The organism is Nonomuraea sp. NPDC050153 (genome assembly GCF_044460125.1).
In the GTDB taxonomy this organism is placed as follows: domain Bacteria; phylum Actinomycetota; class Actinomycetes; order Streptosporangiales; family Streptosporangiaceae; genus Nonomuraea.
This window is the reverse complement of sequence record NZ_JBITJQ010000042.1, coordinates 1-22,858: the sequence shown is the minus strand read 5'-3', so window position 1 is coordinate 22,858 and position 22,858 is coordinate 1. Positions and strand designations below refer to the sequence as shown.

Annotated in this window: 19 protein-coding genes; 8 read left to right on the top strand and 11 right to left on the bottom strand. The window is 70.9% G+C overall.

The annotated features are described in order from the left end of the window. Positions 1 to 245: 245 nt before the first annotated feature. From ACIBQ1_RS53830 to ACIBQ1_RS53815, 4 genes are read right to left on the bottom strand one after another with little or no spacing between them, the layout of a single operon-like run. Positions 246 to 1,403, bottom strand: coding sequence for an acyl-CoA dehydrogenase family protein (locus tag ACIBQ1_RS53830; protein ID WP_397290412.1), 1,158 nt, complete (start codon positions 1,401 to 1,403; stop codon positions 246 to 248). Next, on the bottom strand, positions 1,400 to 2,587 hold the full coding sequence (locus ACIBQ1_RS53825) for an MFS transporter (RefSeq protein ID WP_397290410.1): 1,188 nt from the start codon (positions 2,585 to 2,587) through the stop codon (positions 1,400 to 1,402). Before ACIBQ1_RS53825 ends, ACIBQ1_RS53830 begins: the two co-directional genes overlap by 4 nt. Continuing rightward, complete coding sequence (locus tag ACIBQ1_RS53820) at positions 2,584 to 3,330, bottom strand: class I SAM-dependent methyltransferase (RefSeq protein WP_397290408.1); 747 nt, start codon at positions 3,328 to 3,330, stop codon at positions 2,584 to 2,586. The genes ACIBQ1_RS53825 and ACIBQ1_RS53820 overlap by 4 nt, the downstream gene beginning before the upstream one ends. Beyond that, positions 3,327 to 4,379: an enolase C-terminal domain-like protein gene (locus tag ACIBQ1_RS53815; RefSeq protein WP_397290406.1), complete on the bottom strand. Its 1,053-nt coding sequence runs from the start codon at positions 4,377 to 4,379 to the stop codon at positions 3,327 to 3,329. Before ACIBQ1_RS53815 ends, ACIBQ1_RS53820 begins: the two co-directional genes overlap by 4 nt. An 80-nt stretch (positions 4,380 to 4,459) precedes the next feature. Between ACIBQ1_RS53815 and ACIBQ1_RS53810 the strand changes: the two genes are divergently transcribed. Then, on the top strand, positions 4,460 to 5,215 hold the full coding sequence (locus tag ACIBQ1_RS53810; protein WP_397290404.1) for a class I SAM-dependent methyltransferase: 756 nt from the start codon (positions 4,460 to 4,462) through the stop codon (positions 5,213 to 5,215). On the opposite strand, the gene ACIBQ1_RS53805 is transcribed toward ACIBQ1_RS53810, so the two are convergent. The 5 genes from ACIBQ1_RS53805 to ACIBQ1_RS53785 are packed head-to-tail and all read right to left on the bottom strand — an operon-like array spanning position 5,212 to position 11,522. Beyond that, entirely contained in the window at positions 5,212 to 6,444 is a 1,233-nt protein-coding gene (locus ACIBQ1_RS53805) for an ATP-grasp domain-containing protein (protein WP_397290402.1), read from the bottom strand. The two genes, ACIBQ1_RS53810 and ACIBQ1_RS53805, sit on opposite strands and share 4 nt — an antisense overlap. Before the next feature lie 35 nt (positions 6,445 to 6,479). Further along, complete coding sequence (locus tag ACIBQ1_RS53800) at positions 6,480 to 7,229, bottom strand: ABC transporter ATP-binding protein (RefSeq protein ID WP_397290400.1); 750 nt, start codon at positions 7,227 to 7,229, stop codon at positions 6,480 to 6,482. Continuing rightward, entirely contained in the window at positions 7,223 to 9,100 is a 1,878-nt protein-coding gene (locus ACIBQ1_RS53795; RefSeq protein ID WP_397290398.1) for a dipeptide/oligopeptide/nickel ABC transporter permease/ATP-binding protein, read from the bottom strand. Before ACIBQ1_RS53795 ends, ACIBQ1_RS53800 begins: the two co-directional genes overlap by 7 nt. Continuing rightward, positions 9,097 to 10,065, bottom strand: a complete 969-nt coding sequence (locus tag ACIBQ1_RS53790) for an ABC transporter permease (RefSeq protein ID WP_397290396.1) — start codon at positions 10,063 to 10,065, stop codon at positions 9,097 to 9,099. Before ACIBQ1_RS53790 ends, ACIBQ1_RS53795 begins: the two co-directional genes overlap by 4 nt. Next, positions 10,062 to 11,522, bottom strand: coding sequence for an ABC transporter substrate-binding protein (locus ACIBQ1_RS53785; protein WP_397290394.1), 1,461 nt, complete (start codon positions 11,520 to 11,522; stop codon positions 10,062 to 10,064). Before ACIBQ1_RS53785 ends, ACIBQ1_RS53790 begins: the two co-directional genes overlap by 4 nt. A gap of 324 nt (positions 11,523 to 11,846) precedes the next feature. Here ACIBQ1_RS53785 and ACIBQ1_RS53780 point away from each other — a divergent pair, with 324 nt between their 5' ends. The 4 genes from ACIBQ1_RS53780 (at position 11,847) to ACIBQ1_RS53765 (ending at position 14,975) form a co-directional block, all read left to right on the top strand. Then, on the top strand, positions 11,847 to 12,884 hold the full coding sequence (locus ACIBQ1_RS53780) for a pyridoxal-phosphate dependent enzyme (protein WP_397290392.1): 1,038 nt from the start codon (positions 11,847 to 11,849) through the stop codon (positions 12,882 to 12,884). Between the two features lie 153 nt (positions 12,885 to 13,037). After that, a complete protein-coding gene (locus ACIBQ1_RS53775) occupies positions 13,038 to 13,601 on the top strand; it encodes an MFS transporter (protein ID WP_397290390.1) in 564 nt (187 codons plus the stop codon). 139 nt (positions 13,602 to 13,740) lie between these two features. After that, positions 13,741 to 14,277, top strand: coding sequence for an MFS transporter (locus ACIBQ1_RS53770; protein WP_397290388.1), 537 nt, complete (start codon positions 13,741 to 13,743; stop codon positions 14,275 to 14,277). 125 nt (positions 14,278 to 14,402) lie between these two features. Beyond that, entirely contained in the window at positions 14,403 to 14,975 is a 573-nt protein-coding gene (locus ACIBQ1_RS53765) for a sigma-70 family RNA polymerase sigma factor (protein ID WP_397290386.1), read from the top strand. 229 nt (positions 14,976 to 15,204) lie between these two features. On the opposite strand, the gene ACIBQ1_RS53760 is transcribed toward ACIBQ1_RS53765, so the two are convergent. Together ACIBQ1_RS53760 and ACIBQ1_RS53755 are read right to left on the bottom strand one after the other, a co-directional pair. Continuing rightward, positions 15,205 to 16,107, bottom strand: a complete 903-nt coding sequence (locus tag ACIBQ1_RS53760; RefSeq protein WP_397290384.1) for an aminoglycoside phosphotransferase family protein — start codon at positions 16,105 to 16,107, stop codon at positions 15,205 to 15,207. A gap of 467 nt (positions 16,108 to 16,574) precedes the next feature. After that, a complete protein-coding gene (locus ACIBQ1_RS53755) occupies positions 16,575 to 19,460 on the bottom strand; it encodes a tetratricopeptide repeat protein (RefSeq protein ID WP_397290382.1) in 2,886 nt (961 codons plus the stop codon). An 80-nt stretch (positions 19,461 to 19,540) separates the two neighbouring features. On the opposite strand from ACIBQ1_RS53755, the gene ACIBQ1_RS53750 reads away from it, so the two are divergent. The 3 genes from ACIBQ1_RS53750 (at position 19,541) to ACIBQ1_RS53740 (ending at position 22,730) form a co-directional block, all read left to right on the top strand. After that, positions 19,541 to 20,077, top strand: coding sequence for a carboxymuconolactone decarboxylase family protein (locus ACIBQ1_RS53750; protein ID WP_397290381.1), 537 nt, complete (start codon positions 19,541 to 19,543; stop codon positions 20,075 to 20,077). A gap of 57 nt (positions 20,078 to 20,134) precedes the next feature. Further along, positions 20,135 to 21,112 (top strand): GNAT family N-acetyltransferase, encoded by a 978-nt coding sequence (locus tag ACIBQ1_RS53745; RefSeq protein WP_397290379.1) that lies wholly within the window; start codon positions 20,135 to 20,137, stop codon positions 21,110 to 21,112. 385 nt (positions 21,113 to 21,497) lie between these two features. After that, entirely contained in the window at positions 21,498 to 22,730 is a 1,233-nt protein-coding gene (locus ACIBQ1_RS53740) for a serine hydrolase domain-containing protein (RefSeq protein ID WP_397290377.1), read from the top strand. Positions 22,731 to 22,858: the final 128 nt, after the last annotated feature.

Sequence of the window (22,858 nt, the reverse complement as noted above, 5' to 3'; positions counted from 1 at the left end):
GCACCGCTCTCGGTCGGCGCCGGTACCACCATCACGCTGCAAGGTTCGGGCCGCTACAGCGAGAGGTTGCGGCTCACGGATGTGGCCGCGACGGTCTGCCCCACCGGTCCTGGGGTGATCTGGCCAAGGGCGCGGCGAAGACCGCTGAGCGGGCTTCCCCCGCACTTTGGCCTGAAGGACATCCGGTATTCGATGTTTGAGGCGCGCCAAATGTAACGGCACGACCCGGTGATGGACAGCCGCTCTCAGCTGTACGCCGTGATCGGCGGAATCTCGCCGGTGAGCAGGAACGCGCCGAGTTCCCGCGCCTTGTACACGACGGGGTCGTGCACGGTGAGGGTGCGGGCGTCGCGCCAGAACCGGTCCAGGCCGGTCGATCGGGTCGTCGCGCGGGCGCCGGTGAACTCGAAGATCCGGCCTGCCGCCTCCGTCGCCAGCCGGGTGGACACCACCTTCGCGGCGGAGATCGTCAGGGCGGCCCGGCCCCGCTCTGGCGCGGTCAGGTCGAAACCGCCGGCGTCGGCTTCCGCGAGCGCACGCGTCGCGTCGTCGGCCAGGAGGCGTGCTGCCCGGAGGACCGCGGCCAGTTCCCCGTACCCGGCGAGAACGTGCGGGTCGTCGACCGCTCGCTCGAGACCGCTGGCCGGCCAGGGGCGTGCGCACTCGCGGGTGTACCGGGCGGCTTCCTCGAGCGCTCCCTCGGCGATGCCGACGAGAACCTGCGTGAGCACCGCCTGGAAGGCCAGCGACACCAGCGACAGTCGGAGCCGGCGAGGGCTCGACTCGTCCTCGCCTGCCGGGAAGGTGCCCAGCACGTCACCGCGGCGGACCCGGACCTCCTGAAGGACGATGCTGCCGCTGGCCGTCAGGCGTTGGCCCAGGTTGTCCCAGTCCGGTGGGTGCGAGACCCCTTCTGCGCCGCCGGCTACGACCGCGACGAGGCGGGCTTGGCGGTCGTCGCAGATAGTGCTGACGAACAGCCGGTCCGCGACCGCGCAACCGGTGGCGAACGTGCCTCGGCCGGAGATGGACAGCGTGTCGCCGTTCGGGCTGATCGTGAGAGTGTCGCGCGGGTTGCTGACCGCGGCCACGAAGAGCCGGTCGGCGGCGACCTCCTGCCGCAGGGAGCGGACCAGTTCGGGGTTGTCGTACAGCGAGGCGCGCCACAGGTGCAGGTAGTGGTAGCCGAGGAGGTGCCCGATCGAGGCGTCGCCCGCCGCGACGATCCGGGTCACCGCATGCGTGGTCCGGTGGTCGTCCGGGTCCACGGAGAGCAGGCCGCTGTCGCGCAGCAGGTCGATCTCGGCTCTGGGCAACCGGTTGGCCTGGTCGCGGGCGACGGCGTCCTCGCGGAGCCGTTCGGCGACGGCATGGGCGGCTGTCAGCGCTTCCGCCGGGTTCATCGGGAACCCGCCGGTGTGATCGTGGGACGCCCGAACCGGCGATGCAGCAGAAGCACGACCGCGGGTAACACCAGGCACTGGGCGGCGACGGCCACCCAGAAACCGGGGAGGCGCCCGGCGGTCTCGAACACCTGGTACGCCGCTCCCCCGGCGAGCCCGCTCAAACATGCGCCGGCGCCCTCGGCCAGCCGCTGGTGACCGAAGACGACCGCCGGTGAGCGGGGCGTGCGGGCGAGCGCCTCCAGAACGTTCTTGAGAAAGAGGACGGAGTTGCCCGCACCGATGGCGGCGATCCCGGTGGCGATCGCGATCTCGTTCCCGCCGGTGAACGCGATCATGCCGACGGCCAGGCCGCCGAAGCCGAGCACCATCGCGTGCGAGTACCGCATCCGCTCGACCCGGTCCGCGATCAATGGCTGTAGCACGACGAGCAGCAGAGAGTAGCCCATCATGGCCGATCCGTAGAACACCGTGGACACCCGACCTTCTGCGTAGGAAGAAAGGTACTGGTAGAAGTGCATGTGCAGGTAAATAGTCAGGGCGGTGACCGCGAACGGCAGGACTGCGAGGCCGTGCAGGGCCCGCCGTAGTGGCTCGACCACCTCGCCGTCCTCGCGGGTCTCTTGCGGCAGAAAGGCGTGCCCGATCGTGAGAGCCCCGTGCAGCGCGGCGGCGACGGCGAACATCCCGCCCGGGTCGTGGATGAACAGGGCACCCACCACCGGCCCGAGCGCGATCCCGACGTTGCCGGTGGCGTAGCTCGCCGACACCAGCCGCGGTCGCTCGTCCGGGCCCGCGCCGTGCACCGTGTAGCCGCGGACGCTCGGCGAGTACAGCGCGGTGGCCGCCGACCGGAGGAAGAGCGCGGCGATCGTCACCACCGGCCAGGCCCCGCCTGCGAGGAACCCCAGCGATGCGACGGTCTGCAGCACCATTGCCAGGAGCAGGGACCGCTGGAGCCCGAGGCGTTCCGCGACGGCCGCGCCCGGCAGTCCTCCGGCGAACTGCACGAGCGTCGCCAGCCCGAGGATGACGCCGATCTGGTCCATGCCGAAGCTCATCCGGTCGCGGAGCAGGACCGCCAGGTACGGGTAGACGGAGAAGCTGATGAGGTTGACCAGCAGCCCGCTCCCGAGCAGGGCGAACTGGACGCCGGTGAACGAGCGGACGCCACCCGGTGTCACGCCGGCCGTGCCTTGATGCCCCGGACGATCAGGCGGGTGGCACCGGCGTCGTACGGGCCGCCGTCCAGGGTGCCGAAGCACTCGATCTCCTCGAATCCGGCCTGGGCGAACATGCCCCGCAGCTCGGCGGCGCTGTAGACGTAGCAGATGAGCGAGGCGTGTTCGGCCTTGTCGCCCCGGACCAGCGTCCAGTCGGTGCGGTAGCGGGCCCAGTCGTCCAGGATCGTGTCACGCATGACCACCATGCCGCCGGGCACGTCAACGATCTTCGGAGTGCCGGCCCAGGACGCGTACGTCTCCTTGCTCAGCAGGTCGACGATCAGCCGGCCGCCCGGGGCGAGGGACCGGTGGGCGTTGCGCAGGACCTGGAGATTGTCCTCATGGTCGTCGAAGTAGCCGAAGGAGGTGTACATGTTCACCACCACGTCGTACGCCTCCGGCGCCACGTGTTCGCGCACGTCCGCCTGCACGAACGACGCCTTCACCCCGGCGGCGGCACACGCGGCCGCCGCGCGTTCGAGCAGCTCGGAGTGGAGGTCCACCCCGGTCACCCGGTAGCCGCGGCGGGCCATCGGCTCGGTGAAGAAGCCGACGCCACAGCACTGGTCGAGCACGCGGCTTCCCGGGGGGAACGCGAACAGGGGTGAGGAGGCCACCACCTCGGCGGCGGCCCGCGCCCGCTCGGGTGTGAAGAGGACCTCCGAGAAGCCCGACCACAGGTTCATGTCCTCGTACCAGTTCACGGTCGCCGCCAATCAGGATCGGATGTGGAAAGGGTCCCGGGCGCCACCCCGAGGCCGGGCTCCTCGCCGAGGACGATCCGCCCGTCCTCGAGGCCGAGCCCGTGGAACGGCGGTTCGCGCAGGTAGAGGTGGCCGTCGAGGTCGATGTGGTCGGCCAGGGGCGCGAGTAGCGCGGCCTGGCTGATGGCGAGCTCCGACTCGCACATGCAGCTGAGCAGGACCGTGAGCCCTGCCTGACGGGCGGCCTCCATGACCCGCCGGGCGCCGCGGACGCCGCCGGCCTTGCACAGCTTGACGACGATGCCGTCGGAGTGTTTCCGGGCGGCTTGGACGCTGGCCACGTCGGTGCACCCCTCGTCGAGGACGATCGGGAGCCGGTCGGGAAGCTCCCGGTAGCGGTGGTAGTCGTCGATCTCGGTCCTGGGGAACGGCTGCTCGATGAGCTGGATGCCGAGCGCGCGCAGGCGCGGGGTGAGGGCGCGGGCGACGTCGAGGTCCCATGCCTCGTTCGCGTCGATGCGTACCGGCAGCGGGGTCACCCGCCGGATGGCCTCAAGGACGTCGATGTCGTCGGAGCCGCCGACCTTCACCTTGAACGCGCCCACCGGCGGCGCGTTCCGGACCGCGCTCGCCGCCTCGTCCGGGCTTGCGATCCCGATCGTGTACACGGTCGGTCCGAGCGTCCGGGGTGTGCCGAGCACCCTCCAGGTCGGCTGCCGGGCGGCCTTGCCGATCCAGTCGTGCAACGCGCCGTCGAGCGCCATCCGGGCGCCTGCGGGTGCGTCCCATCGCTCGACGCGGTCGAGAGCCGCCTCCGGGTCGCTCAGGTCCTGGCCGAGCAGGGCCGGGCCATCGGCCTCTACCGCTCGCGCGACATCGTCCGCGGTGACTCCGTCGTACTCGATCGGCGTGCCCTCGCCGTAGGCGACGACGCCCCCGTGCGCGATGGCGACCATGCAGGTGTCGACAGAGTCGATCTCACCGCGGGAGCTTCGCACCGTCTCGGTCAGCCGCAGGGACACGCGCCGGACGGACAGACTCAGATCCATGAGGAGCTCTTTCCCATTGTCGGGGGAGGCAGGAACCAGCCAGGCATCAGCGGCGACCTACTGCATAGCGGATATGGTCGATGGCGAAGGGAACGGCGATGGAGTGGTTCGAGGACGAGACGCTGTGGGCCGACTTCTCGGATGTGTTGTTCTCCCCTGAGCGTGCCGGTGAGGCCGAGGTAAGGGCTGCCTCGTCGCCGCTGCTGCGGGTGCCGCCCGGGACCAGGGTGCTCGATCTGGGATGCGGGCCGGGAACGTACACGATTCCGCTGGCCCGCCGGGGTGCGCAGGTCACGGGCGTGGACCTCAGCGCGGCGCTGCTCGATCGCGCCGCGCAGGCCGCGTCCGGGGCCGGCGTCGACATCCGGCTCGTCCGGGCGGACATGCGCGAGTTCGTCGAGCCGGACCGGTTCGACCTGGCGATCAGCATGTACACCTCGTTCGGCCTGTTCGACGACCATGACGAGAACATGCGGGTCCTGCGCAACGTACGGGCCAGCCTCGCGCCCGGCGGCCGGCTCCTGATCGACCTGTACGGCAAGGAGATCATGGCCCGGGACGGAGCCCAGCCGAAGATCCTCGACGTCGACGGGGGCACGCTGATCGTGCGCGGCACGGTCCTCGACGACTGGACCCGGTTCCGGGACGACTTCTACCTCGTGCGGGAGGGCCGGGCACGGCAGGCGTTCATCGTGCACCACCTCTACAGCGCCGTCGAGCTCAAGCAGATGCTCGGCGAGGCGGGTTTCACCGGCATCGAGTGCTTCGGCGGGTTCGACGCCGAGCCCTTCGACAACCACGCACGCCGGCTGATCGTGCGGGGCAGCCGGGCCTAGCACGCGGGACGCGTCTCGACGCGCAGGGCGCCCGCCGCGGCGACGGCACGGTGCGTGGCGATCTCCGCGGTCGGCCCCTCGGCGAGCAGGATTCCGGCGTAGCCGCGCCCGTCCGTGACGTGCGCGATGTCCGTGCCGATCGCCTTGGTCGGATACCACTCGGGCCGTCCCGGATAGCGGGCGACGTGGTCGAGGCCGTGAACCGCGACCAGCTCACCGGCCCGGTCCGGATAGGCCAGGACGAACGCCACGGCCGGTCCGCCGCCCAGGGGCGCGTCGAGCAGTCGTGGACGCCGGCCCAGCGCGAGGTCGACAAGTCCTTCGTAGACGTTGATCTTCAGGGCACGGCACATCGACTCGCCGACGAGCGCGCCGCCGATGCGGGGATTCACCTCGATCAGGCGCGGCCCGTCGGCGGTCATGGCCAGCTCGATGTGGGCGAACCGGTCGGTGTAGCCGAGGACCGCCAGCACGTCGCCGAGCCACTTCTCGATCTCGCGGACCTCGTCGGGCGGCAACGCCACCGGGAACGCGGTCACGTCCTCGCGGAACCACGGCTGCGGCGACATGAGGCGGCTCGACAGCCCCAGCAGCCGGGTGTGCCCGGCCCAGGTGACGGTCTCGGCGCTGTAGACCGGCCCGGCGAGGAACGGCTCCGCGAACAGCCGCCCGAACAGCGTCGCGCCCGCGGCCTCCCGGCGGAGGCGGGCGAGGTCTTCGGCGTCGCGCACGAGCCACACGTTCCGGCTGCTGGTGCCGGCCGTGTCCTTGACGACGGCGGGAAGCCCGACGGCCGCGGCGAGCCGGTCGAGGTCCAGCGCGGCCACGTCGTCCACCGGGGACGGCGCGAACGGGCTCAACCCGTTCCGGTGGAGCAGGTCCCGGACCTGGGACTTGTCGCGCACCAGCCGGATGACCGCCGGGTCGATGCCGGGCAGGCCGAACTCGATGGCGAGTTCGGCGCCGGTCACGCCCCACGTATCCGTGGAGCTGATCAGGCCCCGGAGGTCCTCGACCGTGTTCAGGGCTTCGGCGACCGCCTGGCGGTCGTTCGTGTCCACGGGGACGACCTCGATCGATCCAGGTGGCAGCGTGGCGAGCTCGTGCAGGTACAGCGGTTCGGTACCGGTCAGCAGCACCAGGCGCTCGCCGGTGTCACCAGCGGCCCGGGCGAGGTGGGCGAGTCCGAAGGAGAGCATCTCTAGGCAGGCGATGGTCACGATCGACATGTCGGACGGGCTGCCCGAATGGTTCCCGGCCGTCGTCACATGGTGGGCGTGGCCGAGAGCAGCAGACGCGTGTACGGGTGCCGGGGGTCGGTGGTCACCTCTCTGGTCGGGCCCTGTTCGACGATCCGGCCGCGCCGCATGACCGCGATCCGGTCCGCGAGCTGCGAGACCACCGCGAGGTCGTGGGCGATGAACAGGCAGCCGAACTCGAGCCGGTCCCGCAGGTCGCAGAGCAGGTTCAGCACCTTCGCCTGGACCGACACGTCGAGCGCGGTGACCGGCTCGTCGCAGATCAGCAGGCGTGGCTCCAGGGCCAGCGCGCGGGCGATCGCCACCCGCTGCTGCTGCCCGCCGGACAGCTGCCCGGGTCGGCGGTCGCCCACCTGCGGGTCGAGCCCGACCAGGTCCAGCAGCTCGCTCACCCGCGCGGCCCGGGATCTGGCGTCACCGACCCGGTGGATGGACAGCGGCTCGGCGAGGGCCTGTCGCACGGTCTGCCGCGGGCTGAGCGTCAGATAGGGGTCCTGGAACACCATCTGGACCTGCCGCCGATGTGCTCGCAGCGCCCGGCCCCGGAGCGTGTGCACGTCCACCCCGGCGACGCGGACGGTTCCCGCGCTGGGCCGGTGCAGGCCGGTGACGACCCGGGCCAGCGTCGACTTGCCGCAGCCGGACTCCCCGACCAGGCCGACGATCTCGCCCGCCGCCACCCGCATCGTGACGTCCTCGATCACGGGCGTGTCGTCACGGCCGTAGCCCGCGCTGACGTTCTCGATCTCTAGCATGTCCCGTCCGTGGTCGTGGAGCGGCTGGGATGGCGCAGGCACGCCGACCGGTGCGCGGCCGAGGCGGCCGGCGGTTCCAAGGCCGGCGGCGCGGTCGCGCAGGCCGCCACCGCGAGGGTGCAGCGGGGCGCGAACCCGCACCCGGCGGTGTCGTCCGGTCCGATGCCGGACCGGCCCGGCATGGTACGGAACCGGGTGCCCGGTGCCGCACCGGAACGTGGCACGGCGTCCAGCAGTCCGCGGGTATAAGGGTGGTCAGGAGCTTTGGTCACCGCGTCGAGCGGGCCCGACTCCACGATCCGCCCCGCGTACACGACGGCCACGCTGTCGGCCAGGCGTGCCACCACCGCCAGGTCGTGGCTGACGACGACCATGGCCATGTCCAGCTCGTCGCGCAGGCGGGCCAGCAGGTCGAGCAACTGTGCCTGCACGGTCACGTCGAGCGCGGACGTGGGTTCGTCCGCGATCAGCAGCTCCGGCTCCCCTGCGAGCGCCATGGCGATCTGTGCCCGCTGCCGCATTCCACCGGACAGCTGGTGCGGGAACCGGTGGGCGACCACCGCGGGATCGGGCAGACCGGCCAGGCCCAGCAGCTCCTCGGTGATCCGCCGGGTCGCGCCGCGCGGGCCGCCCCGGCCCGCGTTGCGGACCGCCTCGTCGACGTGCGCGCCGATCGTCCGCAACGGGTTGAGCACCGCGGCGCTGTCCTGGAAGACCACGCCGACCCGGCGCCGATCCTCCGGGGCGAGCCCGGCAAGCTCGCGGGCGCCGAGCATCGCCGAGCCGGTGACCACCGCATGCGGATCCAGGAGGCCGAACGGCGCCAGCGCGGCCGTGGTCTTACCGCTTCCGGTCTCGCCGACGAGCGCCAGAATCTGCCCGCGACGCACCTCGTAGGAGATCCCGGCGGCGACGCGGCGAAGCCCGCCATCGCCCGGGTACGCGACGGACAGGTCCCGCACGATCAGGACCGCGTCCGGGGCAGCGGCCGGTTCCGCTCCGGCGGCCGCTCCCGCCGCCCGCCGCATCCGTCCGGGGCGGACCAGCCGGAGGACCGACGGCCGATCCCCACCGGCCGCCAGCCGCTCGCCGAGCAGGTTACTGGCGAACACCACCGCCGTGATGGCGATGCCGGGCGGGTACGCCAGCCACCACGCGGAGGCCAGGAACGGCCGCCCCTCGATGAGCATCTGCCCCCACTCGGCGTGCGGCGGCGCGACACCGAGGCCGAGGAAACTCAGCGTGGCGACGCCGAGAACGATCGTGCCGACGTCCGTGCTGGCGTAGACCAGACATGGTGCCAGCGCCGGGGGCAGCAGATGCCGGCCGATGATACGCGCGCGGCCGGCCCCGAGCAGCCGCAGCGCGTCCAGGTGAGGGCTGCCGCGCATCCCGGCGACGCGGGCGCGGGCGATGCGGGCGTACGGCGCCCACGACCACAGCGACAGCGCGAGGACGAGGTTCTCCACGCCGGGTCCCCGCACGCCGATCACCGCCAGCGCCACCAGCATCCCGGGCAGCGACACCACCACGTCGATCACCCGGGCGACGACCCGGTCGACCCATCCGCCCAGGTAGCCGGCGATGGTCCCGACGACGGCGCCGGCGGCCAGCGAGACCGCCAGCACGGCCGCCGTGATCGTCAGGGAGATCCGCGCACCGTAGAGGAGCCGGCTGAGCTGGTCACGGCCGAGCTGATCCGTGCCCAGCAGGTGCTGCGGCGACGGCGGCAGCAGCGAGGCGGCCAGGTCGTTGGCGGTGGGATCGGCCGGAGCCAGCAGCGGTGCCAGCCCGCCCGCGACCGCGAACAGGACCAGCGGCGCCGCGACCAGCGCCGTGCGCGCCCCCGGCCGGCGGAGCAGCCCGTTCACCTGGCCCACCGCCGCCGGGAGCGAGGATCGATGAGCCCCTGCAGGACATCCGCGCACCGGTTGGCCAGGATGAACCCGCCACCCATCACGAGCGTGGCCGCCTGCAGCGCCGGTACGTCCCGGGAACCGGCCGCGTGCACGAGGTAGGCCCCGAGACCGGGCCAGGCGAAGATCTGCTCCACCACGACCACGCCGACCAGCAGGCCGCCGACGGCGAACGCGGCGACGGACAGGATCGGTCCCGCCGCGTTGGGCAACCCGTCGCGGAGCACGATCGACAGCGGGCCGCTGCCTCGGGCCTGCGCCGCCCGCACGTACGGCCGATCCAGCGCCTCACGCAGCGTGACCGCCACGACCCTGCTGAGCACGCCGGCGGCCGGCAGCCCGAGCACCGCCATAGGCATGATCCACGTCTCCGGGCCGGCCATCCCCGACGTCGGCACCAGCCTCAGCCGCAGGGCGAGCGCCAGCACCAGCAGGTAGCTCAGCCAGAATCCCGGAACCGAGGTGACCAGCAGCGCGCCGACCCGCAGGGCGCCGCGCAGCACACCGCGATGGAGCACCGCCCCGGCCACGCCCACGGCCAGGCCGACCACGACGGCGATCACCGCGGACCCGGCGACCAGCCCGAGCGTGACACCGAGCCGGTCGGCGACCTCAGGCCCCACGGGCGTGTTCGTCCGCAGCGACACCCCGAAGTCGCCGGTGCACGCGTGGGCGAGCCACCGCACGTACCGTATCGGAGCGGGCGCGTCGAGGCCCAGCTCCACGCGGACGGCCTGGATCTGCTCGGGCGTGGCCGGGCGGCCGGCCCGCGTCGCGGCGAGCACCGCCGCGGGGTCGCCGCGGGCGAGCAGGACCAGCGCGAAGGTGCCGATCGACATCGCGAGCAGCACACCGGCGGTGTCGAGTGCCCAGCGTGCGACGTATCCGCCCGCGGCGGTCAGCCGATCGGGAGCCTTCACCCGACGGTTACCCCGGCGACTTCGAGGTCGAGGTCGGTGGGCGGCACCGCGAAGCCCTTGACCCCGTCCCGGACCGCCCACAGCCTCGTCCGGTAGGCCAGCGGCACGAAACCGGCGTCGGCGGCCACCGTGTTGTAGAGCTCCTGGTAGGCCGTGGCGCGGGCGGCGGCGTCACGGGCGTACACGGCCTTGTCGACCGCGGCCTCGGTGGCCGGGGTGACCCAGAGCGGTCCGCGGGCGCCGGAGGTGAACATGGACACGACCGAGCCGGAGGGATCGTACGGCGCGCCGAGCCCCTCGAAGAACGTGATGTCATATGTGCCCTCCGCCCGCTCGTCGTAGTAGGCGGCGGCGTCGACCGGGGCGATCTCCACGGCGATGCCGACCTCCTTGAGGGCGGCGGCGATCGCGGCGGCCGTGGACCGGGGGTCGAGCTGACCCTCGGCCGGTGAGGCGGGGATGAGCAGCTTCAGGGAGAGCGGCTTGCCGTTCTTGACCCGGGTGGTGCCGTCGAGCCGGTATCCGGCGGCTTCCAGGGTGCTGCGGGCGGCGGCCTGGTCGAAGTAGAGCGGGAGGTCGGTCCCGGAGTCGGGCACGTCCGGCGGGAACACCCGGCGCGCGGGCTCGGCGTACCCCATGAACAGCGCCTTGGTCAGGGACGCGGTGTCGATCGCCTGACGTACGGCCTCACGGACGGCCCGGTCTCCGGCCGGGCCCTTCGGGTTGAAGCCGAGCATGATCGAGACGTCCGGCGCGCCGGTGAGCAGCTTGACGTCGGCGCGCTCGCTCAGCGCCTTGGCCTCCACCGGCGTGATGGGGGCCAGGTACGAGCCGCCTATGAGATCGATCTCCTTGTTGGCGAGCGCGTCCACGCGCGCCTGCGAATCGGGGATGACCTTGAACTCCAGCCGCTCCAGCTTGGGCTTCGTCCCCCAGTAGTCGTCGTTGCGGGCCAGCGTCGCACCTTCGGCCGAGTTCGACACGAGCTTCCACGGCCCGGTGCCGACCGGGGTCCGGAACTTACCGGCGGCGTCCGCGGACTTCGGGCTGAGTAACCGCACCGGCCGCACGATCGACAGCTCCTGCAGCAGCGGCTCGTACGGCTCGGACAGTGTCAGCCGGACCGTGCCGGCGTCCGGGGCGTCGACGGCGGAGATGACCTGCGAGGCACGGAAGAAACCGAACTTCTTGTTGCCGACCCACCGGTCGAAGTTCCACTTGACGGCGGACGAGTCGAGCGGCGTCCCGTCGGTGAACCGGACGCCGTCGCGCAGGTCGAACGTGACCCGCTTGCCGCCCTCCGCGACGGTCCACGACTCCGCGAGCCCCGGTGCCAGCTTTCCCCCCTCGGTGTAGGTGACGAGCGGCTCGTAGATCGCGTCGAGCAGCAGGAAATTGCCGGTGAAGGCGTGGGGATCCAGGGCGCCGGACTCTTCGCTCAGGCCGATACGCAGCACCGGGCTCGTGGCCGGACTCGTGGAGGCGCTGCCGCCGGTACCGGCGCCACACGCGCTGACCAGCATTATCGACGCGGCAAGGGCCGCGAGTGGACGAAGTCGTGACACAGGGTCTCCCGGCGAGCGGTGGCCATCGGCGCGGCAGGCGATTGCCTGCCACAGACCTAGTCGGCTGGGTCATACAACTGGTTCCCGCAACATCTACGATCCATCGCGATGGAACCACTTCGATCGTGAGTGCGACTTGTCCCAAGACCGGTCAATGCATCGACAGATGTACATCTGCCGCCCTACTCGGCGGCACGACCCGAGGGACGACCGCCCATGCCATTCCTGGTCCCGCCCAACGTCTCCACCACCGTCCACGGCCACGTCACCGACGCCATCCGGGCGCCGAGCCTGATCCGGCTGTCGGAGAATGTGGTGCTCCTCCGGTTCGAGACCCTGAAGATCTACGCCGCACTCGGCGCGGTACAGGCCCTGCTCGCCGACGGCACGGTGCGGCCCGGAGACACCCTCGTCGACAGCTCGAGCGGCATCTACGCACTGGCCCTGGCGATGGCCTGCCACCGCTATGGCCTGCGCTGCCACATCGTCGCCTCGACCACGGTCACGCCGACCATCCGGGCCCAGCTGGAGATCCTCGGGGCGACGGTCGACCAGATGCCGGCCGAGTCCGATCTGCGCCTCGATCAGGACCGCCGGATCGAGCGGGTACACCAGCTGTTGCGCGCCAACCCCGGGATGCACTGGATGCGCCAGTATCACGACCCGGTGCACTGCCTCGGGTACGCCGAGCTGGCCGACCTGGTACGCGTCGCGCTGCCGGACGTGCCCTTCGCCGTGGTGGCCAGCGTCGGCACGGGCGCGTCCAGCGCGGGCCTGATCCAGCCGCTGCGACGGCACGACCCGTCGATCCCGCTGGTCGGTGTCCAGCCCTTCGGCAGCGTGAGTTTCGGCAGCGAACGGTTCCAGGACCCGGAGGCGATAATCGCCGGCATCGGCAGTGCCATCCCGTTCGGCAACGTCCGCCCCGAACTCTACGACCAGGTGCACTGGCTGACCTTCCGGTACGCCATGGCCGGCACGATCGGGCTGATGCGCGCGCACGCCGTCTTCGCCGGCCTGTCCACCGGGGCCGCCTACCTGGTCGCGGCGTGGGAGGCACGACGCCACCCCGAGCGCACGCACCTCGTCATCGGCGCCGACACCGGACACCGGTATGTGGAGAAAGTCTTCGCCCGGCACCGCGATGCCCTCGACCCGGACACGCTGAAGCCGACCGAGATCGAATCCCTCGATGACCTCACACCGCACTGGTCGGCCATGGGTTGGGGGCGCCGCCGATACCCGGGTGCATGACGCGCGCCGACATGGTCCTGATCACCGGGGGGTTAGGGGCGCTCGCTGAACTTCCGGACGTTCGGCCGCGTACCTGCCAACGTACGAGCCGTGTCAGGGAAGATCGGTGCATCGACCTTCTCATCGGGTCGTCGGGCTGGAAGGATGAGTGCCGTGTCCGCCGTGGAACAGGCCACGCGCCTGGCACGCGCCGCCGTCTTCGCGGTCGTGTGCGTCGTCATGTCCGCGGGTGGACACATGCTCGCCGGGGGCGCGCTGGTCGCGGCGCAGACACTGTTCGTCGGTATGGCGGGCGCCTTCGCCCTGGCTCTCGCGCTCGGCCGGCACGAGCGTGGGCCCGAAGTCGTGGTCACGGTGACGGTGGGCGCGCAGGCCCTGTTGCATGAGCTGTTCGCCCGGAGTGCTCCGCTCGCCGTCGCCCAGGCTGATCACACTCACACCAGCTCCCCCGGCGTCGGCATGTCCGTGGCGCATCTCGTGGTCGCGGTGGTGACCGGGTGGTGGCTGTATCGCGGGGAGAACGCGACCTGGCTGATGCTGCGGTTGTGGGCCATGGCGCCCCTGCCGAAGCTTCGCCGGCTGCTCGTCGGGATCGTCGAGCGTGTCACGCTGCCGATTCGGGTCGTGCTCGTCGCAGAGGCGAAGGCGTACCGCGGCCCTGAGCTCGTCCGGGCGATCCTGCGGCGCGGACCGCCGGCGCTGCTCGACGTCCGCTGACGACCGCCCACCGGACCCGCAGGCCGGCCCATTTCTGATCCGAACGTGCTTCGAGAGTGAAGCGCGTCGGTCTCTGCCGTTCCCACGGGATGCGTTCATCACCGCGCCGGCCCGCCACCATGGAGTGACAGCCGTAGAAATGCCCGCTGGAGTGACGTTCCGCCTGGTTCGCGCCATGGTCTTCGCCGTGGTGTGCTGTGGGCTGGGCGCCTTGGCGCACCTGCTCGGGGGCGGGCGCGTGCCCGCGCCGGCAGCGGCGATGGCTTTTGCGATCTCTTTCGCGGCCGCTGTGCCGGTGACCGGCCGTGAGCGAGGGACGAAGGCGATCCTTCCTCTCCTCGCCGGCGCGCAGGTGGTGCTGCACCTGCTGTTCTCCACCGCACCGGTGGTCGTGCCGGGCGGGCACCCGCATTCCGGTCTCGTCCCGGACGTGGGGATGCTGGTCGCTCACGGCCTGGCGACCGTCATGACGGCGTTGTGGCTGGCGCGAGGTGAGGCGGCGCTCTGGGCGTTGCTGCGCCGGCTCGGTGTGCGGTTCCGCCTGCTGATGTGCGCGCCGCACCGCACGCCGTACGGCACAGCGGCCGTACAGGCGGTTGAGCCCGCGCCCCTTCGCGCGGCGCTGCTGGAGCACTCGCTGAGCGGGCGCGGCCCGCCGCGTTTCGCCGCCGCCTGACCTTCCCACCTCTGTAAGTACCGGACGGACCTGATCCTGCCCGGCCGTCGTCGTACGCCCATTCTCGCGATCGAAGCCGGCCGTGCCCGCCTCCGTCCGAACCCTGACGCAAGGAGTGATCGACAATGAGCTCCAGCCATGAACGCGCCGCCGACGATCGGCGTCTTACCTTGCTCGCTTTGGCCGCACGCGACGGTGCCCCTGCGGATGTCGAGGCCTTCGCTCGCGCGATGTACGCGGACGTGCGCCGCTTCCTTGCCTATCTGACCGACACCCAGTCGGCGGACGACCTCACCCAGGAGACGTTTGTCCGGGCTCTGCGGAGCCTGCCCAGGTTCGCCGGGAAGTCGTCGGCCAGGGCCTGGTTGTTGTCCATCGCCCGCCGGGTGGCCGTCGACGGCTTCCGCGCCGCCCGGGCGCGGCCGGTGGCGGCGGACCTGGCCGACTGGCAGGCTGCCGCGGAGCGCTGTCAGCCGCGTGACCTGCCGGGTTCGCAGGACGGGCTGGAACTGGCCGAACTGCTGGCCGAGGTACCGGCCGAACGGCGCCGGGCCTTCGTGCTGACCCAGGTCCTGGGCTTGCACTACACCGAGGCCGCCGACTTGCTGGGCTGCCCGGTCGGCACCGTCCGGTCCAGGGTGGCCCGGGCCCGGCACCAGCTGTCGACGTCCTGGCTCGCCGCGGAGCGGGCTGCCTGACCCGCTGTGTCAGGGGTTCACGAGCCGTTCGCATAGCGTCTCGGTCTGGTTTGCCCGCCGGGGTGAGCGGAAAGGAGTCGCCCACCCCACCCCACTGCACGTGCGCGCCACCCGGGTCGGCGCCGATCCGTGCTGCTCCGGCTGACCTGCTCGCCGCTATCCGCCAGATTGCCGGTCCCACGCACTTCTATCGGGGAAGGCCGGCTCGGCGAGGTCGAAGAAGCGTGCGTCAAACGCCCTTCAGAACACGATCAAGTGCCGCCCGGCCTGCGGGTCCCCAGTTCGGCTTGCCGCCGGGGAGGCCCCGATCTCCGTTCTGCCCCATGAGCATCAGGAAGAGGCTCTTCATGGCGGCCAGCCCGCGGGCGCGCCGGATCGTTGCCTCGTCCGCGTGCGCGTACGCGTCGAAGAACCGTGCGGCCGTGCCCGCGGGTAGCAGCACCCACGCGGCGCCGAGGTCCCACGCGGGATCGCCGGCGAACAGGACACCGAAATCGATCACGCCCGAGAGCGTCCCGTCCGAGACGACGACATTCGCGGGATGGAGGTCGCCGTGCACCCAGACCGGCGGGCCCTCCCACTCGGGGGCCGCGACGGCATCGTCCCAGACCGCCCGGACGGCGCGGACATCGCCGACGGCGTCGGGGTCAATGGCCTGCAAGAACTGCTCGAAGCCGCCCGTGCACCTCTTGGGGTGAGCGCCGAAGTCCGAACTGGCCGGGGCCTCGGCGGGCGCCTCCACATGGAGCGCCCTGAGGAAGCCCGCCAGCGTGTCGGCCGCGTGGGCGCCGCGGCTGATCGAGCCGTGGTCCAGCGGCTCGCCGGGAACCCACGTCATCACGGTCCAGTGCTTGGGGAAGCGCTCGGACGGTTCGCCGAACCGCACCGGGGTCGGCACCGGGAGCGGCAGGCGCGGGGCCAGCACGGGTAGCCACCGCCGCTCCTTGAGCTGGAGCTCCGGGGTGGGGTCCATGCGCTGCATGCGCACGGCCAACTCGTCCCCGAGGCGCCACATTTGGTTGCCCCAGCCGCCCGCCACCTCGCGGATGGCCAGCCCTGCAAGGTCCGGATGCTGCTCCTGCAGCAGGTCGCGGACCAGGTCTGCGGTGATCTCGATCTCGGTGTCGGTCATGCGAAGTCACAGTACCGAGGCGGCAGGCGGGGCGGCTCTCGCTCTCCGGAACATCTCGCTGTGATTCCTCTGGCATCACCGATGCGGTTTCAGAGAGCTGCCGATCAGAGGCTTTGGGACGGACCGGCCCCAAAGTTCAGAGAAGCCTGCGTTCAGCGCCCCCATGCTTCGAGTCGATCCCGCCCAGCGCCACCGACTCGAAGAGATCATCCGCAACCTCGGCGACCGCGGGACGAGGCCCACGCCTACGGCTGGCCGAGTCGTCACCACTGACCAGCTCCTCACCGAGGTGTGGGGAGAGAGCCGGGCGGCGACGGCGCCGAAGCCGCGACCGGTCCCCTTCCAGAGCCCGAAGCGGACACAAGCGGGAAGGAGTCGGGCAAGCCGCATGACCTGCGCGGATGACATTATCGGCAGGCAGAGAGCGCCTACAGCATCGTCGGTGGAGTCTTCTTGTCAGCTGTGTGTCATAGCTGATGGAGATCGCTGAGGAAGGTGCGGATGTCGTCGGCCTCGGGGACGTCGAGGGCGGTGTACAGGTCGAGGGCCTGTTGGGCGTGGTCGCGGGCGAGATCGATATGGCCGAGGTCGCGGTGGACGTGCGCCAGGCCGTCGTGGGCGCGGGCTTGTTCGGGGCGGTAGCCGACCTCGCGCGCAACGGCCAGCGCGGCATCGTGGTCGGCTACGGCCTGGGTGAGATCGCCCATGGATCGGGCAGCTTCCGCCAGGGCGTTGAGCGATTCGGCCTCGTCCCCGGGGAAACCGTGTCTGCGGCACAGGTGCAAGGCGTCGCGGTGATGGCGGCGGGCCTGGTCGTAGCGGCCTTCCCGCTGGTACACGAGGCCGAGGTTGTTCAGGACGATGGTCTCGCCGATGCGCGATCCGGTCTCGCGATAGACGTGCAGGGCCTGGCGATGGTGGTCGTGGGCTTCCTCGTAGCGTCCCTGGTGCTCGTGGACAAGACCGAGGTTGGTCAGCGAGCTGGCTTCGCCCGCGCGGTCGCCGGACTCGCGGAAGAGAGCGAGGGACTGTCGATAGTGGTCGTGGGCCTGGTCGTATTCTCGCTGCCGCTTGTAGACGTTGCCGAGATTGTGCAGCGCGCGGGCTTCAGTGCCCTGGTCGCCGATGTCGCGCGAAAGGTTCAGGGCGTGCCGGTAATGCTCGGCTGCCTGCTCGTAGTGACCGTGCCACCAGTAATGCACCTCACCGAGGTCGAGGAGCGTGCGTGCTTCGGCCACCGTCTCGCCGAGTCGCCGGCTGGCTTGGAGTGCCAGGCCATGGAGGGCCAGCGCGTCGGCATGATGGGCGTGGCCAAGCAGGTAGCGATGCAAGGTGGCCGCCAACTGGCTGGTGTGCGTCAGCCAGCCGTGGCCGGCGGTGTGATGGCCGACCGCGATGAGGTTCGCGCGTTCGGCGTTCAGCCATCTGACCGCCTCGGCCTCGTCCTGCGGGGACGAGGCCAGGGTGTCCGGCGCGGGGATGTGTGGCCTGCGGTTCTTGTTCTCGGGGTAGAGGTGATCGATGGCCGTGCCCGCGGTGTGCAGATAGTGGTCGAACAGCCGGCCGAGGGCCTCCCGCTGGGCGCTCGGCGATTCCTCGGCGGCCGCGGTGGCCAGGGCGTGTTCGCGCAGCAGGTCGTGAAAGGTGTAGCGGCCGGGCTGGTACTGGGCCAGGACGTGGGCGTCCAGAAGGTCTTCCATGAGCATCTCGGCCCGCTCGAGCGGAAGATTGACCAGCGCGGCGGCCGCGTCGGGACCGATGTCACGGCCCGGCTGCAGCCCCAGAAGCCGGAACATGCGTTGCTGATCGGGATCCAGTTGCTGATAGGACAGGGTGAACGCGGCTGCCACCCCTCTTTCCGAGGTGGCCAGCTCGGAAAGCCTGCGGCGCTGGTCGCGGAGCCGGTCGGCCAGGTATTCGACGGTCCAGCGGGGGCGATGGTGCAGGCGGGCGGCGGCGATGCGGACGGCCAGTGGCAGGAAACCGCACAACTGCAGCACGTCGAGGACCGCAACCGGTTCGGCGAGCGCCCGCTCGCCCACGATCGCCGTGAACAACTCCACGGCGTCCGCGGCCGGCAGCACATCCATGGACAGGGCGTGCGCCCCGTCCAGGTCGGTCAACCGCCGGCGGCTGGTGATCAGGATGAGGGCGCTGGAGGTGCCGGGCAGCAACGGCCGCACGTGATCGGTGCCGAGGGCGTTGTCCAGTACGGCCAGCACGCGACGGCCGGACAGTTCGGACCGCCACACCGCGGCGCGATCGGCGACCGAGGCCGGGACGCGTTCCGCGGGCACGCCGAGCTGCCCCAGGAGGACCTCCAGCGCGGTGCCGGCATCGAGCGGCGCCTGACCGGCGGTGTGCGCCTGCAGGTCGACGAAGAGTTGCCCGTCAGGGAAGTGGTCCGCGAGGAGGTGTCCCGCATGGACCGCGAGCGCCGTTTTGCCGATCCCGGCCATCCCGTCGATCGCCGAGATCGTCACGACTCCACCGTTGTTGCTCGTCCACGAGCGGGCGAGCCTGTCGAGCTCGCCTTCTCGTCCGGTGAAATCCGGGACGTCGTAGGGCAGGAAGTTCACCCGCTGCGACTTCGTCGGCGCGGCGGCCGGGGCCCGCAGGCCGGGGTCGTCACGCAGGATGGCCTGTTCGAGCTTGCTGAACGCGTGGCCGGGGTCCAGCCCCTGCTGTTCGGCAAGGGCCGCCCGGAACGTTCTTGCCACGTGCAACGCGTCAGGTTGGCGTCCGGCGCGGTGCAGGGCGAGCATCAACTGGCCGCAGAGCCGTTCCCGCAGCGGATTGGCCGCCACGTGAACGGTCAGTTCGTCAATGAGGTCGTCCTGGTGGCCCAGTGACAGCTCTAATTCGGCCAGGCGTTCAATGGCGGTCAGTCGCTGCCCGTTCAGGCGTGCTCGGGCGCTCTGGACGTAATCGGCGGTGATATCGGCCAACGGCTCTCCCCGCCACAGCGCCAGCGCGGCACGGATCTGGTCCGCGGTGTCCTGCGGGTCGCCGGAGGTGGCCTGTGCCTTGGCGATCAGGTTGGTGAACTCGTCCAGGTCAAGCCGGCCGGGCTCGGGGGTGATCATGTACCCGGCCGGATGGGTGGCCAGCATCTGGTCGGCTCCCGAAGCGCGCAGTATCCGGCGGATCGCGGCGATCGTGGTCTGGATCTGCGCGCGGGCGGAATCCGGCGGCAGCGGCCCCCACATCGCGTCGATCAGCCGATCCGTACTGATCACGACCCCGGCGTGCAGCAACAGATAGGCGAGCACCGCCCGATGCCGGGGTGCCAGCCCGGACGGCTGGGAACCCGGAGCCACGGCCTCCACCGGGCCGAGGACCGTGAACCGCATGCCGTCACTCCTAAGGCCGCCAGCGCTTGCATCGAGAACGCATCGGAAATCTATCAAGGCCTGACTGCAGGATTACCGGCATGCACATCGTTGATCCGGAGATCGCCACCGGTGAAGCCGCACAACTGTTCACCGCCACGCACCGGGCCCTCGGGGTCGTCCCCAACCTGGCCAAGGTGATGGCCAACAATCCGGCCGTGTTGAAGGGGTACCTGGGCGTCGTCGGCATCCTGGGCGCGGAGGGCACCCTGTCGGCGGACCTGCTCGAGCGCATCGCGTTGCTGGTGGCGCAGGAGAACAAGTCTGACTACTGCCTGTCGGTGCACTCGTTCCGCGGAACCAAGGTGGCCGGGCTGACCGTGGTCGAGGCCGACCGCGCGAGGAGGGGCGAAGCCGGCGACCCCTGGGCTGCCGCGGTCTTGGGACTGGCCTCCGCCGTGGTCCGGGACCGCGGGGCTGTTTCCGACGATCAGCTGGCCATGGTCCGGCACGCCGGCCTGTCCGACGGGCAGATCGTCGAGGTCATCGCCCACGTGGCGCTCAATGTGTTCACCAACTACCTCGCCAAGGCGGCCCGCGTTGACATCGACTGGCCGCTCGTGCGCCACACCGACTGAAGGAAGCGATGACACAAGTCATGACCGGTGTCCAAGGCATCCCCCAAGGAGTTTCGCATGACCCGTATTGTCCCTATGTCTCGGGTTTCGGCCGAGAATGCCACCGCCTGGCATGCGGTTGTGGTGGCCTCGCTCGCCGGCGATCAGCCCGATGAGCCCCGGCCCACGTCCAAGCAGGTCCATGCCCAGCTGACCGCCGGCGGGCTGGACAGCCGCCGACTGTTCTGGCTGGCCACCGAGACCGGCGGCGCGGTGGTCGGTGTAGCCGGGCTGCGGCTGTTCACCTCGCCCGGCCAAGATCACCTGGCGGAACTGGAGCTGCACGTCGACCCGGGCCGGCGGCGCTCAGGGGTCGGCTCGCAACTGCTGGCCACGGCCGTGTCGGCAGCAGAGGCGGAGCAGCGCCGGAGCCTGATCACCGCCGCGGCCGGCGGCGGGCCGGGTGAGGCCTTCTGCACCGCGCGCGGCTTCCGGCAGGTGCTGACGCTGGACCATCTACTGCTCGACGTCGCGCAGGCCGACGATACCGAGGCCGACATCGAGCATCCCGGCTACGAGTTGGCCGGTTGGACCGGCATGGTTCCCGACGAGCTGGCCGAAGCCTTCGCCGCGGCCAAGAACGCGATGAACGACATGCCCACCGGCGACATGGACTACGGCAACCAGACCTGGACCTCCGACCGGGTCCGTGCCATGGCCAAAGTGCTGGCCGACCGCGGTGATCTGCTGCTGACGACCGCTGCGCTCGGCAAGGGAGAGATCGCCGGATACACCGAGATCGTCATCCGGGCCGGGGAGACCCGCCGGGCACTGCAGTACGACACCGCCGTGGCGCCCGCGCACCGCGGCCACGGGCTCGGGCTGTGGGTCAAGGCCGCAATGGTGCGCAGGCTGCGTGCCGAGCACCCCGGCATCGTCGAGATCGAGACCGACAACGCCCAGGACAACACCCACATGCTCGCCGTCAACCGGCGGCTGGGCTTCCGCTTCCACCGCCGCAGCCACGAATACCAGCTCGGCCTGCCCACCACCTGACCACTTCGCGTGGAGAGCCTCCGCGACCGGCCCGATCGGGCACGTGCTCGCCGCCAAGACAGAGGGCGTGAACCTGAACGGCACGTCCGTCGCCGAGCTCGCCGACCATGCGCTGCCTGCGCTGACTGAAGCCATGAGCCTGCTCAGGAAGCGCCGTTTGACTGGATGTCGACCTGCGCTGGCCCGGCTTTGCACTCGCCGCTTACCAGGCGGTGTCGTGTCAGCGGCCGTGTCAGGACGACAACTGCCCGGTATCAGAGCGGTCGGCGATGGTGGCTGCCATGAGCGGTTCGGCCATGGACGCCCCCGTGCGTGGCTCATCGAAGCCATGAGCGCCAGACGGGGGCAGGACTCGCAAGATCGAACACTCTATGTAAGGAGATTCATGATGGGAACCGACAACAGCGGCTTCTCCGAGGCGGGGCTGCGTAGGCTCCGTGAGGTGCTGGCGCGGTATGTCGAGTCCGGGAGGATTCCCGGGCTGGTCGCCCTGGTCAGCCGGGGCGGCCAGACGCACGTCGAGGCGGTCGGGTCGATGCGCCATGACGGTGGTGCGCCGATGCGTCGGGACACGATCTTCCGGATGGCCTCCACGTCCAAGCCGGTGACGATGGCGGCGGCGATGGTCCTGCTGGATGAGTGCAGGCTGCGGCTGGATGACCCGGTCGATGAGTGGCTGCCGGAACTGGCCGACCGTCGGGTGCTGGCGCGGGCCGACGGCCCGCTGGAGGACACCGTGCCGGCGCGGCGGCCGATCACCGTACGGGACCTGCTGACCTCCACGTTCGGGCTCGGCGTGGACCTGACGCTGATGGGCTCCCCGATCATGACCGCAGTTCTGGAGCGGGCCAACTACAGCGGAGGCGTCGGGCCGGCGCCCGAGCCGGACAAGTGGATGCGCAGCCTCGGCGAGCTGCCGCTGGCCTACCAGCCCGGAGAGCGGTGGCAGTACGAGCTCAGCCACGACGTGCTCGGCGTGCTGGTCGCCAGGGTCACCGGCCAGCCGTTCGAGACGTTCCTGCGCGAACGTGTCTTCGACCCGCTGGGGATGAAGGACACCGGCTTCCACGTGCCCGCCGACAAGATCGACCGGCTGCCGCCCAGCTACGCCCCCGACCCGCAGACCGGAGAGTTCCACGTGTGGGACGAGGCCGAGAGCGGACGCTACAGCCGGCCTCCGGCCTTCCAGCATGGCGGCGGCGGACTGGTCTCCACCGCCGATGACTACCACGCCTACTTCCAGATGCTGCTCAACGGCGGCACGCACGGCGGCGAACGGATCCTGTCCCGGCCCGCCGTCGAGCTGATGACCACCAACCGCCTCACGCCCGAGCAGAACGCCGCCCGCAACGACCTGGCCAAGAACAACGTCCACCTGTCGTTCGGCCAAGGGCAGCAGGGCGGCTGGGGCTTCGGCATGGCGGTGCGCACCTACCGCGGCGACTACGCCCCCGTCGGCCAGTTCGGCTGGGACGGCGGAACCGGCACCGCGGCCTACGCCGACCCCGGCAAGCAGCTCACCGGGATCCTGCTCACCCAGGTCGGGCTGTCCACCCCGGATCCGGCGCGGCTGATCCACGACTTCTGGACCACCCTCTACCAGGCACTCGACGACTGACCAGGTCGGGTCACCCGACTTCTCCAACAGATTCGAGTCGGGTCGGGAGCAGGCGAGGTGAATGATGCTCGACGGTAGGGCCCAGGGCCTTTCTTCCGCCGGTTTCCCGGTCGGCTGTGCCACTCCTG

What these genes read in the sequence shown, in the direction of transcription:
- ACIBQ1_RS53830 (WP_397290412.1), bottom strand. Translation starts at nt 1,403, where the DNA reads ATGAACCCGGCGGAAGCGCTGACAGCCGCCCATGCCGTCGCCGAACGG.
- ACIBQ1_RS53815 (WP_397290406.1), bottom strand. Translation starts at nt 4,379, where the DNA reads ATGGATCTGAGTCTGTCCGTCCGGCGCGTGTCCCTGCGGCTGACCGAG.
- ACIBQ1_RS53810 (WP_397290404.1), top strand. Translation starts at nt 4,460, where the DNA reads ATGGCGAAGGGAACGGCGATGGAGTGGTTCGAGGACGAGACGCTGTGG.
- ACIBQ1_RS53805 (WP_397290402.1), bottom strand. Translation starts at nt 6,444, where the DNA reads ATGTCGATCGTGACCATCGCCTGCCTAGAGATGCTCTCCTTCGGACTC.
- ACIBQ1_RS53800 (WP_397290400.1), bottom strand. Translation starts at nt 7,229, where the DNA reads ATGCTAGAGATCGAGAACGTCAGCGCGGGCTACGGCCGTGACGACACG.
- ACIBQ1_RS53780 (WP_397290392.1), top strand. Translation starts at nt 11,847, where the DNA reads ATGCCATTCCTGGTCCCGCCCAACGTCTCCACCACCGTCCACGGCCAC.
- ACIBQ1_RS53770 (WP_397290388.1), top strand. Translation starts at nt 13,741, where the DNA reads ATGCCCGCTGGAGTGACGTTCCGCCTGGTTCGCGCCATGGTCTTCGCC.
- ACIBQ1_RS53765 (WP_397290386.1), top strand. Translation starts at nt 14,403, where the DNA reads ATGAGCTCCAGCCATGAACGCGCCGCCGACGATCGGCGTCTTACCTTG.
- ACIBQ1_RS53760 (WP_397290384.1), bottom strand. Translation starts at nt 16,107, where the DNA reads ATGACCGACACCGAGATCGAGATCACCGCAGACCTGGTCCGCGACCTG.
- ACIBQ1_RS53755 (WP_397290382.1), bottom strand. Translation starts at nt 19,460, where the DNA reads ATGCGGTTCACGGTCCTCGGCCCGGTGGAGGCCGTGGCTCCGGGTTCC.
- ACIBQ1_RS53750 (WP_397290381.1), top strand. Translation starts at nt 19,541, where the DNA reads ATGCACATCGTTGATCCGGAGATCGCCACCGGTGAAGCCGCACAACTG.
- ACIBQ1_RS53745 (WP_397290379.1), top strand. Translation starts at nt 20,135, where the DNA reads ATGACCCGTATTGTCCCTATGTCTCGGGTTTCGGCCGAGAATGCCACC.
- ACIBQ1_RS53740 (WP_397290377.1), top strand. Translation starts at nt 21,498, where the DNA reads ATGATGGGAACCGACAACAGCGGCTTCTCCGAGGCGGGGCTGCGTAGG.